Below are 15,554 nucleotides of genomic sequence, written 5' to 3' on the forward strand. Positions count from 1 at the left end.
GCCGGGCACGATTTCATGTTTCTGCCAACCTTTGAAGGAGAACGCTTCGGGTTATTTTCCAAAACAGCATGCATTTGACGAAGACGGGTTTTCTTGCATGTTGAAGAGAGTTGCGATGGTAGGTGTCAAAGCTCTATTTTGCTGAATCATTAAATTATTCTATTTTTAGCCGGAGCCGGTTTAAAAAGTGGGGACAAAAAGACTAGAATAGAGATGAAAATATAGAGGAGAGGGAGAAAGATGTTTAAAACGATCGCCTTGTACAAGGATATCGAAGATGCTGAAGCCTTTGAAGCTTTTTATGTGAATGAATTTATTCCCAAGATGCTCAGTCTGCCCGGGGTGGTCAAGCTTAAAGTCAACCGTCTCCTTCCGGCGCCGTTTGGCGAAAGAGGCGGTCAAGAGGAATCGTATTTTTTATTGTGTGAGACGTATTACGAAAGTGCCGAGGCGATGCAAAAAGTGATTCAAAGCCCGGAAGGGCTGGAAGCGGCCAGCATGATTATGGAAAAAGCATCAAAATTTATGACTGTGTACGTAGGAAAAGAAGAAGTGTATTCAAAAAGTTCTCCATCGGTATCCTCCGCCGGATGAGCGGAGGTTTTCCGTTTACGCAAACAGTGCGACGAGGAAGACATATATTTTTGTGGTTCAACGAATGAATAGATGAGCCTTGGATTTCTGTCAGTCGATCCGGGATGAGCCTTTTATATGAAAAATTTTTCCGATACAATAAATAGAAAGAATTCCAAAGACTATTGGCGGGGGAAAAAAGAAATCCGCCCATATGGGGGAATCCACTTGGTGCTCTCTGAATGGATCGAATTGGCAAATGCAAAACATGCTTCTGATCTGCATCTTTCGGCAGGGCAAATTCCGTGGGTACGCGTTCAGGGAAAATTGCAACCACTGGAGCATACCGTTTGCACGGAAGAAGAAATTCAGGCTTTTTTGGAGGAAGTATTAAACAGCGAAGAGCTGGAACGATCGAAGCGGCGGGAAGAGGTGGACACATCTTTTCAGCATGCGAGTGGTGCGAGGGTGCGCGTGCATGCGTATTATCAGCGGGGATTGCCCAGCTTGGCCATCCGTCTTCTCCCACAGCGGATTCCTCTGCCGCAAGAACTGAATATGCCGTCGGTGATTCTTGAAATGGCCGGACAGGAACAAGGTTTGTTGTTGGTAACAGGACCGACGGGCAGCGGAAAGTCGACCACGCTCGCCTCGCTCATCCACGATCTCAATCAAACAAAATCGCTCCGTATCGTCACATTGGAAGATCCGATTGAATACGTCCATATCCCCAATCGCTCGATGATTGAACAACGGGAAACAGGCAGAGACACTGCCAGCTTCGCCCGGGGCATACATACCGCATTGCGTCAAGATCCGGATGTGATCATGATCGGCGAATTGAGAGATTTGGAGAGCATTCAAGGCGCGATTCGCGCTGCAGAAGCGGGGCGGCTCGTTTTGGCAACATTGCATGCGGGACGGGCGGGAACAGCCGTCCATCGGCTGGTGGATGTGTTTCCGGCCGAACAGCAGGCACTGGTCCGTACCCAGCTCGCTTCGGTCCTCCTGGGCGTCATTTCACAGCGATTATATCCACGGAAAGAGAGCGATACACGAATCGCCGCCTTTGAAGTGCTGGTCAATACCCATGCGGTGGCAAACTTGATCCGCTCCAACCAGCTGCATCAGATTGAATCCCTCATGCAGGCGGGAGCGCGGAACGGAATGCAAACAATGGAAACAGCGATCGGCCAATTGATCGCCAAAGGATGGATCGATCCGGTCCGCCGTTTTTCAGGAGCCGTCCATGGATAGTTGGTTGTTCTGGTTGATCGGGGTTGTCGGCATCTTGATTGCCCGTTGGTTACCGGTCATTGCATGGCTCTCGCTGGCAGGGAGGCCTGACAAACCGGAGTTGGCCGGTTGGCCTTGCTCCACATGCAAGGGGGAGAGAGAGGATCACTGGCATTTTTTTCAGTGGAACTCCTGTTGCCGCGATAAGGCTTCCGGCCTTCAAACCGGAGTACAGGCGGTCGCCGGATTATCCATTTGGCTGTTCACTGCCGAACGGGGTGTCAACGTCGAAGCATGGATTCATTTGTTGCTGTTCTGGTTCCTCATTATTGTGACGTTGACTGATTATTGGTCCGGTCTGATCCCAAATCTCTTTACCTATAGCGGAATGGTTTTATTCTTTTTACTGAGAATGGTCTTTCATCCTCAACCATTCATCCATTATTTGCTTGCTTCTCTCAGCGCTTTTGCGGGACTATTCATACTCGGGCGGGTGACCGGGGGACTTGGCGGAGGAGATGCCAAACTGCTTGCCATGGCTGCATGGGTCATCGGCTGGCCTCATGTCGCCACTGCATTTTGGCTGGCGATCGCCAGCGCTTGCCTGTATATCGGCTGGAAGGCACTCCGGCGTCAACCGCTCAGGGCCGGGCAACCGTTTCCGTTTGGTCCCCATCTCGCCCTCGGTGTGTATGTTGCTTCCCTGTGGGGGGATTGCTTGCTTGACTGGTATCTTTCCTGGTTTTTTTCAATTTAATATGGAGGGGGTAACCGATATTGCCATTCCGTCGCAAGGCGTTAGGATTGGAGCTGAACGATACGCTGCTCAAATTGGCGGAAGTACATACTTCAGGACGGAAGGTGCGTTTAGATCAGGTCGTTGCCCATCCGTTGCCTTCGGTATGGAGTAAAGACGGAGAATTTATCGAACAGGAAGAACTGGTTCAATCGGTTCGGGAAGCTTTATTGGGAAGAAAGTTTTCCACAAGAAAGGTGCATCTGGCCCTGAGCAGCCGCCATGTGCTGATTCGGCGTGAACGCGTGCCGCTCATGGGACGCCGCCGGTTGCGCAAATGGGTGAAGGAACAGCTGATTCCCAACCTTCCTCTTTCTTACGAAGAAGCTGTGTTCGACTCGATTCCGTTGGAGAAGCATGAGTTGGAAAATGAGCAGGATGTCATGTTCGTGATCGCCTCCAAAAAATATGTGGAGACATTTCTCAAGATCATTGAATGGTGCGGTTTGGAACCCGTCTCTTTGGACTTGACTTCTCTCGCTCTCTACCGCTGGCTCCGGTTTTCAACAGAGCGATTGCCTTCCCGGTTACTCACATTGCATCTCTCCATGACCGGGGTAGAACTCGCCTGTTTTAAAGATGGAGACATGCAGGATGCCCATTTCTCACCCTTGTCGATGCCCCCGTTTCGCATCGGACCGGATCATCCGCAAACGGACCCGTTAAAGCCCATTCTCCTGAACGAGCAAGAAGTGAGCGCATACGGACAACAGCTGTTATCTGAAGTGAACCAAAAATTGGCAGAATGGGAAAGCGCATATTCCTGGTCACCCGACCAGTGGGTTCTTACTGGTGACGGCATCGATTTCACCCTGTTAAACCGATGGCTGTCAAAGGAAACGTCAGCAAAGGTAGAGAGCGGTCCCACACCCCAAGACATTTTATCCCCATTTCTTCAAGAACGGGTGTCCCGTTGGATCGGCTTATCTATGTCCGTTCCCGTCGGGTTACTGCTGAACGGGAGGGAAAAACAGTGAGAGTTAACCTGATGCCCCCCATTCCGGCCGGCCGCCGTTTTTTTTCCTGGTGGGTCTCCCTGATCGTTTTGATTTTGTCCAGCCTGGTGATCTTCGGGGTCTGGGTGTACCGGGAACAAAGCAGGCAAACGGCCGGATTGGGCAAACAAATCGCCGCCTACCTTCCTGAGGAAAGCAAGATCCGCGCCAAAGTAAAAGAAAGGGAAGAATTTACTGCCGATCACCGGGCTGTGCTCGATTACCAAAAGACGGTGCAGAACTTGCGATCAGAGAACATGGACTGGGATCAGGCGCTGGGCTTGATGGAATCGGCGTTGCCGGCAGAAGGACGCATTTTTAATGTACAGGTAAAGGGACGAAAATTGGAGGCGATGGCCGCTTTCAGTTCACTGGACGGGATTGCGTACTTCCAGGATCAGATGAAAAAGAGCGCCTCGGTCAAAGACTTTGTCATTGAAAGTGTGGAAGAGGCGGGCGCGGTCCGGGAGGTGCAGATCAAACCGGACACGGCCAAAGTGATTCGGTTTCATTTTTATTTTAAGAACCTCGCTTCGGGAGTTGGCGGCGGGAAGGGGGGAGAGAAATGAATGGCAAATCTCCCTTTTGGTATAAATCCGGCGGCTTTTTGTGGGGAGTATTCACCGGCGGATTGGTCATTGTCATCGGTACGGGCTTGCCGTTTTTATATCATCAGCATGTCAAGTTGGAAGAGCAGAAGCAAAGGCTTGCAAACATGAAAAGCTATATTGCCAGAAACCAATCGGTCATTCAATCGACCGGGGAACAACTGAGAATCCCCACACAAGAGGAATTGAACACGTTGAGAAAGAAAATTCCCACCGAAACGGAGATTCCGCTCTTCCTGAAAGATTTGCAGGCTCAGGCTACAGCTGCCGGTGCGAAATGGACGGGGGCCCGGTTTGCATTTACGGTGGAGGAGCTCGACGAATACTTAAATCAGGACAAAACGATTGAACAGAAACTGCTCGATGAAGTGATCAAATCAGGGAATACGAAATCGGCTACCGTTTCAAAACCGGTTCCAAAGTATGTACGGGTGGTTTGGGCAGATGTTTACGTGGATGCAACTCTTACCCAGCTCAAAACCTGGTTTGGAAATCTTGCGACCATCGAACGCACTCTCTCCATTATCGAGTGGGAGAACCGGGTGGTTCCTGAATGGCCGGGTAAAGGGAATACCCGGGTACGTCTCGCTTTTTATGTTTATCAGGACCCTGAGCTCAAACTCCGCTCGGACAGCCAAAGTGTCCAAGTGACGACTCCGGCGGATTCCACCCAACCGATTGAGATCCTGCCGCCGTCGTCCGGGGGGCAGACAAATCAAGAAAAAACTGAGCAGAATCCACAGCAGACCGACAGCAATTCCTCCCGACCCGCCAATTCTCCTGTTTCCGGTGACCGTTCCAAAGATACCGGATCTGTCACTGCCCCGTCATCCTGAACATTCCCTCTGGAGAAAATTGTATTTTTTTAAGAAGTTGATGGGTCACTTGCGGCTTCCCGGCAATGGGAAGCCGTTTCCTTTTTTCCATGACCGGAAGCATCGTTCGGGTTTAGGGAAAAGGGGATCTGCATGAAAGTCTGACGAACCGTTCCCCCGGGTCCCATCTTCATCCTCCGGTGAGTCACTATGCTAGACTCTCTTGAATGGAACGGACTATTTTTTGTGATCCTGCCGGAAAACTGTAAAAAAAAGGGTCTTTTCTTCTCTATCAAATCATAACCTATATTGACAGATGATAGAAGGGACGGTTATGAGATGGAGAAGGCAAAAATCACGATTCGACCTCAAAAAGAGGGATTAAAAGTTGTGGTACAGGGTAAAGGATTGAAACATCAGCACTCTGACAAGCCAACCGATTTGCGCATGGAGCATGTGAAAGAGAACCTCCGCAACGGAGCGGCGGGTTTCTGTGTCAATCCCGTTCGGGAAAAGAAAGAGCCGTTGAAGAGTTTTATGGATGCGGCAGCAAAATATCAGTTTCAAAAAGTCTTCCAATTGGAAGACTCTCCCCCGGCCCGGGTGATTGAATGGAGTTCGCCGAATAATCCCTTTTTCAGGAAGAACAAGCCGGGTCGTAAACCCTCATCATCCAATCTCGTGCAACTTCTTTTATCGATCGGGGCAGCCATTTTGATCGGCACCATGATGGGTATTTCGGTACTCAATCTCTTCTTTTCCGATGAACCTGCGCACTCGAGCCGTTCGATCGATGACCATTTGCCGGATCCAATCCAAACGGAAGCAAATAAAAAACCTGCCTCTTCCGCCGTCAGCGGCAGCATTCCGATGCCTTCTTTAAATGTGGTCATGCTGCAGGTAGGGAACTTCTCTGAAAAAGGAGGAGCGGAAAAAACGATTCAATCCTATCGCACCCGGGGGTTTGCCGCGGTGATGTCCGAACAGGCTCCTTATCGCATTTTCCTAGGAATGGGCATCAACAGGGATGATGCCTTGAAGCTGTCCTCCATCTATCAAAAACAAGATGTTCATGTCTACTTGAAAGATTTGAACATTCGGGGAAATGCCGGTGCGCTCAAAGCAAAGCAAGCTGATCAATTGCCGGCGGTCATTCAAACAGGACATCGGATCTTTGAACGCTTGGGAAAGATATCCGTCAAAAATATTCATGCCGATCCGGAGGCAGTCCCAACCTCTTTTGAGATGGACTCCGACATTTTGGAGCAGCACCGGAAGTTTGTCACCGCTTGTCAGGCCATTGAGGCATCTCTTCCGCAAAAGGCCGGTGAATCTTTGGCAGAGATGACCCGGGCGATTGACCAGGCGGTCCAGAGTGGACAAGAAGCGACAAAAAATCCGAATCAGGCTCTGTTGTGGCAAATACAGGAAGGGTTGGTCCGCTATGCATCCTCGTATGAACAATTGGTTCATACCCTGGCGAACTAGAAAAACGACCTCCGAATAACCGACAATTTCTGACAAGATGCCGTATTTGTTTCTTGTTGATTGAAGATTCATTTGCTAAACTGAAAATGTTCCGGTAAATGGATGCACCTTCACGCGGTTGTAGGTGCTTTTTACTTGTGAAAACAATTCAGTACATTCCGTTTCCAGTGATTGGTTATACTAACCCCTGATTCTTCAGCCGGATGGCTGTTTGCAGGAAGGTGAAATAGATATGAAGCCTGAGTTGGTATTGGCTTCCGGTTCTCCGCGCAGACGGGAGTTACTTAGTCAATTGGGTTTATCTTTTCGGGTTCAGATCAGCCGGGCAGATGAAACCATCGATCACCTGTCACCGGCCGCTGCCGTCGAGCAGTTGGCGCTCAGAAAAGCGAAGGCGGTAGCGGCGGAGTGCGATTCTGCTCTGGTGATCGGTGCCGATACCGTCGTGGTTTTGGATGGCGAGATCCTTGGCAAACCGGAAGACAGCGGTCATGCCGTCCGGATGCTCCACCGACTCCAGGGAAGATCTCATCAGGTGTATACAGGGATCGCGCTTGTACAGGTGAGATCCGGCAAAGTGATCAGGGAGCTTGTCGATCATAACCAAACACAGGTGACCATGCGTGCTCTTTCCCCGCAAAAAATCGATTGGTATGTAGAGACAGGTGAGCCGCTGGATAAGGCCGGTGCATATGGAATTCAAGGACTGGGCGCTCTTCTTGTGGAGAAGATTGAAGGATGTTATTTTAATGTGGTCGGTTTGTCGGTTTCTCTGCTGGATGACATGATGGAACGGATGGGATTTTCGCTGACGGAAGATTTTCGTTCATCTGGAATCAAGGTGTAAACTTCTTCAGCCGATGACAACCAGAATCGCCTCCTCCGGATGATATTGGAAAAAGCACTTGAGGAGGAAACCAATGCAAGAGTCGGTGCAGGGGCGTATTTTGATCAAAGATGTGCCTGTGGAAGAACGGCCCCGGGAGCGGATGATTCGTTTTGGCAAAGAGCACTTATCCAATGCAGAATTGATTGCGCTTTTGTTGCGTACAGGCAAAGCCGGAGAATCGGTGATGCATCTGGCCCAGCGCGTGTTGGCAAAGACGGGCGGTTTGAAAGGTTTGACTTCTGCGTCCTGGCAGGAGCTTGTGGAGATTCCCGGGATTGGTCCGGCGAAAGCAGTCCAACTGCTGGCCGGTGTCGAGCTGGGGAGGAGAATTTCCAGATCTTTGCCCGAAGAAAGGGATGCGATCCGATCTCCCCATGATGCGGCTCAATATGTCATGGACGAGCTTCGATATCAACGACAGGAGCTGTTCATTTGTCTGTTTTTAGATACTAAATACAAGGTGATCGATAAAAAATGCATCTTTAAAGGCAGTTTAAATGTTTCGGTCGTCCATCCCCGGGAGGTGTTTCATGAAGCCATCCGGCGCAGCTCGGCGGCTGTGATCTGCGTACATAACCATCCCAGCGGCGACCCGACACCCAGCAGGGAAGATATCGAAGTGACCGAACGGCTGGTCGAAGCTGGCCGGATTCTGGGGATTGACATGATTGACCATCTCATTATCGGAGATCAAACGTATTATAGTATGAAAGAAAAGGGATTGATACCGGAAAGTTAGAGAACGGTAGCAAGACGGATTTCTTACGGAGAGGTTGAATACGGAGGGGAGGGGTGTTCGTGTTTAGCGGTTTTACACGCGATATGGGGATTGATTTGGGAACGGCAAATACACTGGTATTTGTAAAGGATCAGGGAATTGTGGTGCGCGAGCCCTCGGTGGTTGCGATCGATACCTATACCCAGGAAATAAAAGCGGTAGGGAATGCAGCCAAACAGATGCTCGGAAGGACCCCGGGCAACATTGTTGCCATCCGCCCCATGAAAGACGGGGTGATCGCCGATTACAACGCGACCGCCATCATGATTGAGTATTTTATCAGACAGGCCCAGGACCGGAAATTTTATTTTCCGCTCAAGCCCAATGTCATGGTGTGTATCCCCTCGGGAGTCACGCCGGTGGAGAAAAGGGCGGTAGAAGAGGCCACATTGCGCGCCGGGGCAAAAGAAGCCTATACCATCGAAGAGCCATTTGCAGCAGCCATCGGCGCAGGACTCCCTGTGTGGGAGGCGACCGGGAGTATGGTGGTGGATATTGGCGGTGGAACGACAGAAGTGGCCGTCATTTCGCTGGGGGGAATCGTGACCAGCAAATCGCTCCGGGTGGCCGGTGATAAGATGGACGAAGCGATCATTCAATACATCAAACGAAAATACAATCTGATGATCGGCGAACGGACAGCGGAAACACTTAAGCTGGAGATCGGTTCCGCCTTGCCGTTGGAAGAGGAAAGTGCGAAAGAGATCAAAGGAAGGGACTTAGTCACCGGATTGCCGAGAAATCTGGAAATCACTTCCCGGGACATCGTAGAAGCTTTATCGGAAACTGTTGATGCCATCGTTGAATCGGTCAAGCAAACACTGGAACAAACCCCTCCTGAGCTGGCTGCGGATATCCTGGATCGCGGCATCATGCTGACCGGCGGAGGAGCTCTTCTCAGAAAGCTCGATGAGAAACTGAGCGAAGAGACGAAAATGCCGGTGGTTGTAGCTGAAAATCCGCTTGACTGTGTCGTGATGGGAACAGGAGCCGCGCTGGAAAATATTCATTTGTTTTCGCCGAAGACCATTTCCTCGTTACGATTCAGAAAGAGGCGCTTTTAGCGGAGGTAACCCATGTTTATACGCTTTTTTATTCATCGTCCTCTGCTGATTCTCCTCTTGTCCGTGATCCTGCTTTTTCTATCCGTCGGTATGACCCGGGGGGACCGGGGGGAACTGGATGGACCGGAAAGCTGGATCAAAGACGGGGTTTTTCGTCTCCAAGGCTTTTTGTATCAAGAGACCCAGGCTTTAATCTCCTTGATTTCCCCCGAAAACAGTGCCAAACCGGCTGCCGAACCGCAGGAATTCCTGAATCTCAAATCCCGGGTCTTTCAGTTGGAGCAGGAAAATGAGGAACTTAAAAAGCTGCTCGGGTATAAGGAAAAGGATCGGGTGACATATATTCCGGCACGTGTAGTGTACCGCAGTCCGGATCGCTGGAATAACCGGGTTGTCATCAATCGGGGTTCCAGTGACGGCGTATATGCCAAAATGCCGATTATCACGTCCCAAGGTTTAATCGGCAGGGTCCAATCCGTGACCGAGGATATGGCTGATATTCAACTGCTGACAGATTCGGGTTCGGGTCCGGGGATTGCTGCTGTTATTCAAGGGGAAAATGGGGAAACGCTCGGCATCCTCGAGGGGTATGACCCGGAAAAGAAACGCCTGATCATGAAGAAGATCCCTGCATCGGCAAAGCCAAAAAAAGGACAGATTGTGGTTACTTCCCGCCTCTCTGACATCTATACGGGAGGAATTCTCATTGGAACGGTGGACCAGGTGAAAACCGGGGAATTTGGTGTGGATCAAATCGTTTATGTCAAACCATCGGCCTCCTTCGAGCGACTGGATTTTGTGCTGGTCGTTCGGGACCCTGCCAAGCTTCAACTCATTCGGCACCAAGCGGGCGGCAAGGATGTGAAAGGAGGGGGAAAACGGTGATGCGGGTTTTTGTCGTCTGTTTTCTCTTCTTCCTTTTTCTGATTCAGGGATCGGTCCTGCAATGGTTGCTTCCTCAGGCGTGGGGAACTTCATTTGTCGTGATCCCGCAATTGGTATTAAGCGGGATCGTCATGCTTTCCCTGTATGGGGATGAGCAAATGGCGGTCCTGTTCGGTTTCGGGTTTGGCCTCCTGCATGATATCGTCTATGGCCCCGCATGGGGAATTTCCGCTTTTTCCACCGCACTGACCGCTTATGCGGCGGTTCTTGTGTCCAGGCATTTTCCGCCCTATCCCTGGATCGCCGGATTGACCAACATGGTTGTACAATGGATTCATCTGTTCATCATCTACGGTTGGTTCCGTTTATTTGATTTTACACAGATGCCATTTTTTCCTGCTATTTCATACCATATCATTCCATCCGTTCTGTTTAATGTTGTGTGTGGCTTCCCCATCTACTTCCTGATCAGCCGGATCTATCGAAAAAACGAGCAAAATACGATTCAACTTTTCGGATAAAACGGAGCCCTCCCTGAAACCGGAAGGAAAATGAAGGGAGAAAGCGAAATGTAAAGTTGAGGCGGGGTGACGTGAGTATGGGAAAAGCATTGAAACCGGGCGTAACCATTAAAGGAACGAAAGATGGCCTTCTCTTTTTTCTCGATGATTCGCGCCCCTTTTCCGCTGTACTGAATGAATTGAAATATAAATTGGAACATCATAGCGCTTCGCAAATCTGGGATGGCCCGGAAATGAAGGTAAAAATCAAGCTGGGCCAGAGACGGATCACCAAACCTGAAGAAATTGCCGTCAGGGAATTGTTTTCCATCCGGAAGAACTTGATCATTCATGAGTTTGAGTCGGATGGAATGCCATATCTCGCAGATTTCGAGCCTGGAATTCAAATGCTGACCGGCACTGTCCGTTCCGGACAAGTGTTGACGCATACAGGAGATCTCCTTTTTTTAGGGGATGTCAATCCCGGAGGCACGATTCAATGCACAGGCAGTATTTACGTATTGGGAGCGTTGCGCGGTTTGGCCCATGCGGGAAGCAAGGGGGATGAAACCGCCATTATCGCGGCCTCTGTTTTGCGTCCTACTCAGCTTCGAATTGCAGATGTAATCTGCCGCCCGCCGGATCAATGGGACGAATCTGAAGTAGGCATGCGTTTTGCCTGCTTAGCCGATAATCAAATCATCGTTGAGAAAATGCACCATCTGAGCCGAATTCGCCCCGATAAAGAATGGAAGGAAAACAGCAAGAAGCTGTAACCATTTGATGTCAGGAAGAAAGGAGGGGGAAAGATTGGGCGAAAGTATCGTGATTACGTCCGGCAAAGGAGGAGTGGGCAAATCCACCACCTCCGCCAATCTGGGAACGGCGCTCGCACTGACGGGCAAAAAAGTTTGCATGATCGATACGGATATCGGCCTCAGAAATCTGGATGTGTTGATGGGTTTGGAAAACCGTATCATTTACGATATTGTGGATGTTGTTGAAAAGAATTGCAGCATTGATCAGGCGCTCGTCAAGGATAAGCGCTGTGACGGACTTTATTTGCTGCCCGCCGCCCAGACCAAGGATAAAACGGCGCTGACGAGCAACCACTTGCGCTGGCTTGTGGGAGAACTGAAAGAAGAGTTTGACTACATTCTGATCGATTGTCCGGCCGGAATCGAAATGGGATTTAAAAATGCCGTGGCCGGTGCAGATCAAGCGATTGTGGTCACCACTCCCGAACATGCAGCCATCCGTGACGCCGACAGGGTGATCGGTCTGTTGGAAAAAGAAAAAGTGGCTCCACCCAAACTCATCGTGAACCGGTTCCGCAAACAACTGGTCCGGGAGGGTGGAATGATGGATGTCGATGAAGTGGTTTCTGTGCTGGCGGTCGATCTCCTGGGCGTGGTACCCGATGATGAGCGCGTGATCCGTGCGGGTAACCAGGGGGAGCCCGTCGTCTTCGATAATGACAGCCTGGCGGGAAAAGCATACCGCAACATCGCCCGCCGCATTCAGGGCGAAATGGTTCCGCTCCTTGCATTTAAGGAGGAGAAGAGCGTTGTTTATAAAATGAAAAAATGGTTGGGATTTGCCTGATCCTACATACCCGGGCCCGCAGAACATGCGGGCTTTTTTTATGAGGCATGATCACCTTTGATGATGGGAAACAATAACTTAAACTTTATCGAACTGATTGGGGGATCTAACCAATGACCGACAAGCATGAGCTTGAAAAAGAAAAAGGAGCATATCTTCGGGACATTCGTTTTGTGACAGACAACTTCAATGTCTATGAGGTGGCCGAAGAAATGGATCAGGTGGAAGGGGAGAATAACAAACAACAAGATCGATAGCATCACAAACCCGCGGCAGACCGGCCAAACTTTTCTTTTTACCCTGATGCCCCATTCTGAATATTTGCTTCTCCCGGGTCATATGTTGATACAAAGGCTTGGACAAAGATGGGAGAGAGAAATGTTGCGTGAATGGAGCCAAAATGTGAGGAAGCGGCGGGAAAAACAAGTTCGCTTGATCAAACAGGGAATGGTTCCGCCTGTCCATCATTCCGTCCGCTCGTGGGCCGGAGAGTGGGAGACCCCCAGAGAGAAAATCCCGGAGCCGGCCCCTTGGAACCGATTCGTCCCGGAAGGCGAGAAAGTGAAAAGAAGAGAAAGGCGATTGATGTTCCAGGTGACGGCTGCGGCCATTTTGCTGGTGTTCACTTTTATTCTTTTTCATTCCGATTCTCCGGCATTGGAGCCGGCTGAACAGTTTGCGACCGAGGTGATGACCCGCGACTTTAATTTTGCCGGCCTATCCGATTGGTACAAGCAGTATGTGGGGGGGAATCCGGCCATCTTGCCCGCCTTTCTGAAAAATGACGAACCAGGCAACCAGCAGACACTGCCGCAGTGGAGAGTTCCCGTAAAAGGAAAAATCATCCTTCCGTTTGATGAAAAAAGAAAAGGCCTTGTCATCCGGACGGCTGCACGCGCGGAAGTCGTGGCCGCTGCGGAAGGCTGGGTCACGTTCGCGGGACATAAGGAAGGATTGGGAAATACGGTGATAATCCGGCATGCGGGTGGCAGGGAAACCTGGTATGGTTGGCTGCAAAATCTGCACGTAAAAGAAAGAGACTGGGTCAAAAGTGGTGAGCGGATTGGAGAGGTTGGAGAGACGAAAGGACAATCGCTGATTTATGTTGCGATGAAAAAGGACAACCAGTTTGTCAATCCCGCGGGTGTGATTCCGCTTGAATAATGTCCCCTGGCGAGGTTTGAGGGTGCGCATTCATCCTCTTTTTTGGGTACTGGTCTGTTCGGCTGTCTGGACAGGCCATTTTATTGAGATTCTCAGCTTGTTTGTCTTGATCGTTATTCATGAACTGGGGCATGTGACGGCCGCCTGGTCTTTCGGCTGGCGCATCCATTCCATGGAACTGCTGCCGTTTGGCGGAGTGGCCAAGATGGACGAATGGGGAACCGTCCCGGCGAGGGAAGAAATCATTGTGGCGCTGGCCGGACCGTTTCAACACGTGTACATCGTATTGATGAGTTTCATGTTTGAACAGGCTGGCTGGTGGACAGAAGAATGGACCGAATATTTTATTCGCGGCAATTTGATGATCGCCTGTTTTAATCTGCTTCCTGTTTACCCGCTGGATGGGGGCCGGGTATTGCAAGCGGTGCTGAGCTACTTTCTCCCTTACCGGAGAGTCATTGCGTGGACGTTGTGGTTTAGTCTTCTCTTTTCTTTCTTGATGGCCGTCTCCTCCTTTCTCATTTCGGAAAGTTCGGTTATGCTCCACCTTCTGCTCATTGCTCTGTTCTTATTTTTTTCCAATCTGGTCGCTTTGAGGCGAAAAAGTTTTCAGTTTCTCCGCTTTTTAATTCAACGACGCGATCGGGGAATTTGCCATGACGTATCCATTAAAAAGCTGACCGTCCAAGCGGATGAACCGCTAAGGAAAGTGATCAAAAATTGGTACAAGGAACGATATCACATACTGGAAATCGTGGACGGTCAGGGGAGGATGATCGGTTTTTTACCCGAGGAAAAGGTGTTGGAATACTATTTTAAGCACCCGGTTCAGGGTTGCCTGATCAAAGAGTTGATCAGTTGATAAAGGTCGTTATAAAATAATGTGCAAGATCCTTGCACCTGTGAACATCAGCGGTTGGATTGCGGTGGTGAGCACAGGTGATGCATCTGTCTCCACAAACTTCCTTTTGACAATCTGTCCTCTTTATGCTAAGATTCTCTTTGTTGACTGTCACCGCTCATGAACAGGATCGGTAAACAGGCCGCACCGGCCTTTCCTGTTGTGGCGAGTCTCTATTGAGGAGGATTGTAAATGTACGCTGTAATCGAAACTGGTGGTAAGCAATACCGCGTGGAGAAAGATGCTGTTCTCTTCATCGAAAAGCTGCATGCCGAAGAAGGCGACACGGTCACTTTCGACAAAGTGTTGCTCGTGAACAAAGACGGTGAAGTAAAAGTCGGTGCTCCGCACGTAGAAGGAGCAAAAGTAACCGGCAAAGTCGTTAAACACGGAAAAGGGAAAAAAATCATCGTGTTTAAATATAAACCGAAAAAGAACTACAAACGGAAAAAAGGTCATCGTCAGCCATTTACCCAAGTCGTGATCGAAAACATCGAAGCCTGATGATTCGGATAGAAGTAGAGCGAGACGGGCAGGGCGAGGTCGAGCGGGTGCTTATCACCGGGCATGCCAACTACGGCGAGTACGGAAGGGACATCGTCTGTGCCGCTGTATCCGGCATCTCCATCGGAATGGTCAATGCCATCGAGAAGATGTTTGGCGTGCAAGTGCATGCGGATGATGACGGTGATGGCAAAGTGGATTGCCGCTTGCCGAAGGGGCTGGATGACCCCGAGAAAATCGCCAAGATCCGCTTGCTCATGGAAGCCATGGCCGTTTCGCTTCGAAACATGGCTGATGAGTATCCTGATTATGTGAAAATGATCGAACGATAGCGATATAAAATCACGTTATTACCAGTAGAAAGAGGTGGAAACCATGCTTAAACTCAATCTTCAATGCTTCGCTTCTAAAAAAGGGGTAGGTTCCACAAAAAACGGCCGTGACAGCATTTCCAAACGTCTCGGCGTAAAACGTGGCGACGGTCAATTTGTTACCGCCGGTAATATCCTGGTGCGTCAACGCGGAACCAAAATCTACCCCGGCTTGAACGTAGGCCGTGGCGGTGACGATACTCTGTTTGCCAAAGCAGACGGAATTGTGCGCTTTGAACGTTTCGGTCGCGACAAAAAACGCGTAAGCATTTACCCGGCAGCTGTTGCTCAAGCTGCTGCAACGGTCGAAGCTTAATCGGGTAAAAAAGCAGCCCTGGCATTGCCAGGGTTTTTCTTTTCCCGTCAATTCCTGTAGAATAAA

At 50.0% G+C, this 15,554-nt stretch carries 20 protein-coding genes; all 20 read left to right on the forward strand.

All coding sequences use genetic code 11. The features are described 5' to 3' along the window. The first annotated feature begins 240 nt into the window (after positions 1-240). The 20 genes from BMW55_RS11230 to rpmA all read left to right on the forward strand — a co-directional run bounded on the left by BMW55_RS11230 (position 241) and on the right by rpmA (position 15,488). Positions 241-594 (forward strand): EthD family reductase, encoded by a 354-nt coding sequence (locus tag BMW55_RS11230; protein ID WP_089969109.1) that lies wholly within the window; start codon positions 241-243, stop codon positions 592-594. A 210-nt stretch (positions 595-804) separates the two neighbouring features. Continuing rightward, complete coding sequence (locus tag BMW55_RS11235; protein ID WP_342027760.1) at positions 805-1,830, forward strand: type IV pilus twitching motility protein PilT; 1,026 nt, start codon at positions 805-807, stop codon at positions 1,828-1,830. Then, positions 1,823-2,566 (forward strand): prepilin peptidase, encoded by a 744-nt coding sequence (locus BMW55_RS11240; RefSeq protein WP_089969116.1) that lies wholly within the window; start codon positions 1,823-1,825, stop codon positions 2,564-2,566. The genes BMW55_RS11235 and BMW55_RS11240 overlap by 8 nt, the downstream gene beginning before the upstream one ends. A 20-nt stretch (positions 2,567-2,586) precedes the next feature. After that, positions 2,587-3,582 carry a type IV pilus biogenesis protein PilM gene (pilM, locus tag BMW55_RS11245; protein ID WP_170839887.1) on the forward strand — a complete coding sequence of 332 codons (996 nt, stop codon included), beginning with the start codon at positions 2,587-2,589 and terminating at the stop codon, positions 3,580-3,582. Then, on the forward strand, positions 3,579-4,169 hold the full coding sequence (locus BMW55_RS11250) for a hypothetical protein (protein ID WP_089969122.1): 591 nt from the start codon (positions 3,579-3,581) through the stop codon (positions 4,167-4,169). Before pilM ends, BMW55_RS11250 begins: the two co-directional genes overlap by 4 nt. Then, positions 4,166-5,044 carry a hypothetical protein gene (locus BMW55_RS11255; RefSeq protein ID WP_089969125.1) on the forward strand — a complete coding sequence of 293 codons (879 nt, stop codon included), beginning with the start codon at positions 4,166-4,168 and terminating at the stop codon, positions 5,042-5,044. The genes BMW55_RS11250 and BMW55_RS11255 overlap by 4 nt, the downstream gene beginning before the upstream one ends. Positions 5,045-5,362: 318 nt before the next feature. Further along, a complete protein-coding gene (locus BMW55_RS11260; RefSeq protein WP_089969127.1) occupies positions 5,363-6,511 on the forward strand; it encodes an SPOR domain-containing protein in 1,149 nt (382 codons plus the stop codon). Between the two features lie 232 nt (positions 6,512-6,743). Next, positions 6,744-7,358, forward strand: coding sequence for a Maf family protein (locus tag BMW55_RS11265; protein ID WP_089969130.1), 615 nt, complete (start codon positions 6,744-6,746; stop codon positions 7,356-7,358). A 73-nt stretch (positions 7,359-7,431) separates the two neighbouring features. Beyond that, the gene (gene radC, locus BMW55_RS11270) at positions 7,432-8,139 is read left to right on the forward strand and encodes a RadC family protein (RefSeq protein WP_089969134.1); all 708 of its coding nucleotides are present in this window, start codon (positions 7,432-7,434) and stop codon (positions 8,137-8,139) included. Positions 8,140-8,198: 59 nt separating this feature from the next. Continuing rightward, positions 8,199-9,242 carry a rod shape-determining protein gene (locus tag BMW55_RS11275; protein WP_089969137.1) on the forward strand — a complete coding sequence of 348 codons (1,044 nt, stop codon included), beginning with the start codon at positions 8,199-8,201 and terminating at the stop codon, positions 9,240-9,242. A 12-nt stretch (positions 9,243-9,254) separates the two neighbouring features. Continuing rightward, positions 9,255-10,127, forward strand: a complete 873-nt coding sequence (mreC, locus tag BMW55_RS11280) for a rod shape-determining protein MreC (RefSeq protein ID WP_089969140.1) — start codon at positions 9,255-9,257, stop codon at positions 10,125-10,127. After that, entirely contained in the window at positions 10,127-10,648 is a 522-nt protein-coding gene (gene mreD / locus BMW55_RS11285; protein ID WP_089969143.1) for a rod shape-determining protein MreD, read from the forward strand. The genes mreC and mreD overlap by 1 nt, the downstream gene beginning before the upstream one ends. A gap of 77 nt (positions 10,649-10,725) precedes the next feature. Next, positions 10,726-11,403, forward strand: coding sequence for a septum site-determining protein MinC (locus BMW55_RS11290; protein WP_089969145.1), 678 nt, complete (start codon positions 10,726-10,728; stop codon positions 11,401-11,403). A gap of 34 nt (positions 11,404-11,437) precedes the next feature. Beyond that, positions 11,438-12,232, forward strand: coding sequence for a septum site-determining protein MinD (gene minD, locus BMW55_RS11295; RefSeq protein ID WP_089969148.1), 795 nt, complete (start codon positions 11,438-11,440; stop codon positions 12,230-12,232). Positions 12,233-12,345: 113 nt separating this feature from the next. After that, positions 12,346-12,489, forward strand: coding sequence for a hypothetical protein (locus BMW55_RS19430; RefSeq protein WP_170839889.1), 144 nt, complete (start codon positions 12,346-12,348; stop codon positions 12,487-12,489). 121 nt (positions 12,490-12,610) lie between these two features. Continuing rightward, positions 12,611-13,396, forward strand: coding sequence for a M23 family metallopeptidase (locus BMW55_RS11300; RefSeq protein WP_170839890.1), 786 nt, complete (start codon positions 12,611-12,613; stop codon positions 13,394-13,396). 22 nt (positions 13,397-13,418) lie between these two features. Then, on the forward strand, positions 13,419-14,258 hold the full coding sequence (locus BMW55_RS11305) for a site-2 protease family protein (RefSeq protein WP_170839891.1): 840 nt from the start codon (positions 13,419-13,421) through the stop codon (positions 14,256-14,258). 231 nt (positions 14,259-14,489) lie between these two features. Continuing rightward, positions 14,490-14,801 (forward strand): 50S ribosomal protein L21, encoded by a 312-nt coding sequence (rplU, locus tag BMW55_RS11310; protein ID WP_089969156.1) that lies wholly within the window; start codon positions 14,490-14,492, stop codon positions 14,799-14,801. After that, positions 14,801-15,133, forward strand: a complete 333-nt coding sequence (locus BMW55_RS11315) for a ribosomal-processing cysteine protease Prp (RefSeq protein ID WP_089969159.1) — start codon at positions 14,801-14,803, stop codon at positions 15,131-15,133. The genes rplU and BMW55_RS11315 overlap by 1 nt, the downstream gene beginning before the upstream one ends. Positions 15,134-15,176: 43 nt before the next feature. After that, the gene (rpmA, locus tag BMW55_RS11320) at positions 15,177-15,488 is read left to right on the forward strand and encodes a 50S ribosomal protein L27 (RefSeq protein WP_089969162.1); all 312 of its coding nucleotides are present in this window, start codon (positions 15,177-15,179) and stop codon (positions 15,486-15,488) included. Positions 15,489-15,554 lie beyond the last annotated feature (66 nt).

Origin of the sequence: Lihuaxuella thermophila (assembly GCF_900110165.1) — a bacterium.
Classification (GTDB): Bacteria; Bacillota; Bacilli; order Thermoactinomycetales; family Thermoactinomycetaceae; genus Lihuaxuella; species Lihuaxuella thermophila.

What these genes read in the sequence shown, in the direction of transcription:
- BMW55_RS11230 (WP_089969109.1), top strand. Translation starts at nt 241, where the DNA reads ATGTTTAAAACGATCGCCTTGTACAAGGATATCGAAGATGCTGAAGCC.
- BMW55_RS11240 (WP_089969116.1), top strand. Translation starts at nt 1,823, where the DNA reads ATGGATAGTTGGTTGTTCTGGTTGATCGGGGTTGTCGGCATCTTGATT.
- BMW55_RS11255 (WP_089969125.1), top strand. Translation starts at nt 4,166, where the DNA reads ATGAATGGCAAATCTCCCTTTTGGTATAAATCCGGCGGCTTTTTGTGG.
- BMW55_RS11260 (WP_089969127.1), top strand. Translation starts at nt 5,363, where the DNA reads ATGGAGAAGGCAAAAATCACGATTCGACCTCAAAAAGAGGGATTAAAA.
- BMW55_RS11265 (WP_089969130.1), top strand. Translation starts at nt 6,744, where the DNA reads ATGAAGCCTGAGTTGGTATTGGCTTCCGGTTCTCCGCGCAGACGGGAG.
- radC (WP_089969134.1), top strand. Translation starts at nt 7,432, where the DNA reads ATGCAAGAGTCGGTGCAGGGGCGTATTTTGATCAAAGATGTGCCTGTG.
- mreC (WP_089969140.1), top strand. Translation starts at nt 9,255, where the DNA reads ATGTTTATACGCTTTTTTATTCATCGTCCTCTGCTGATTCTCCTCTTG.
- mreD (WP_089969143.1), top strand. Translation starts at nt 10,127, where the DNA reads ATGCGGGTTTTTGTCGTCTGTTTTCTCTTCTTCCTTTTTCTGATTCAG.
- BMW55_RS11290 (WP_089969145.1), top strand. Translation starts at nt 10,726, where the DNA reads ATGGGAAAAGCATTGAAACCGGGCGTAACCATTAAAGGAACGAAAGAT.
- BMW55_RS19430 (WP_170839889.1), top strand. Translation starts at nt 12,346, where the DNA reads ATGACCGACAAGCATGAGCTTGAAAAAGAAAAAGGAGCATATCTTCGG.
- BMW55_RS11300 (WP_170839890.1), top strand. Translation starts at nt 12,611, where the DNA reads ATGTTGCGTGAATGGAGCCAAAATGTGAGGAAGCGGCGGGAAAAACAA.
- rplU (WP_089969156.1), top strand. Translation starts at nt 14,490, where the DNA reads ATGTACGCTGTAATCGAAACTGGTGGTAAGCAATACCGCGTGGAGAAA.
- BMW55_RS11315 (WP_089969159.1), top strand. Translation starts at nt 14,801, where the DNA reads ATGATTCGGATAGAAGTAGAGCGAGACGGGCAGGGCGAGGTCGAGCGG.
- rpmA (WP_089969162.1), top strand. Translation starts at nt 15,177, where the DNA reads ATGCTTAAACTCAATCTTCAATGCTTCGCTTCTAAAAAAGGGGTAGGT.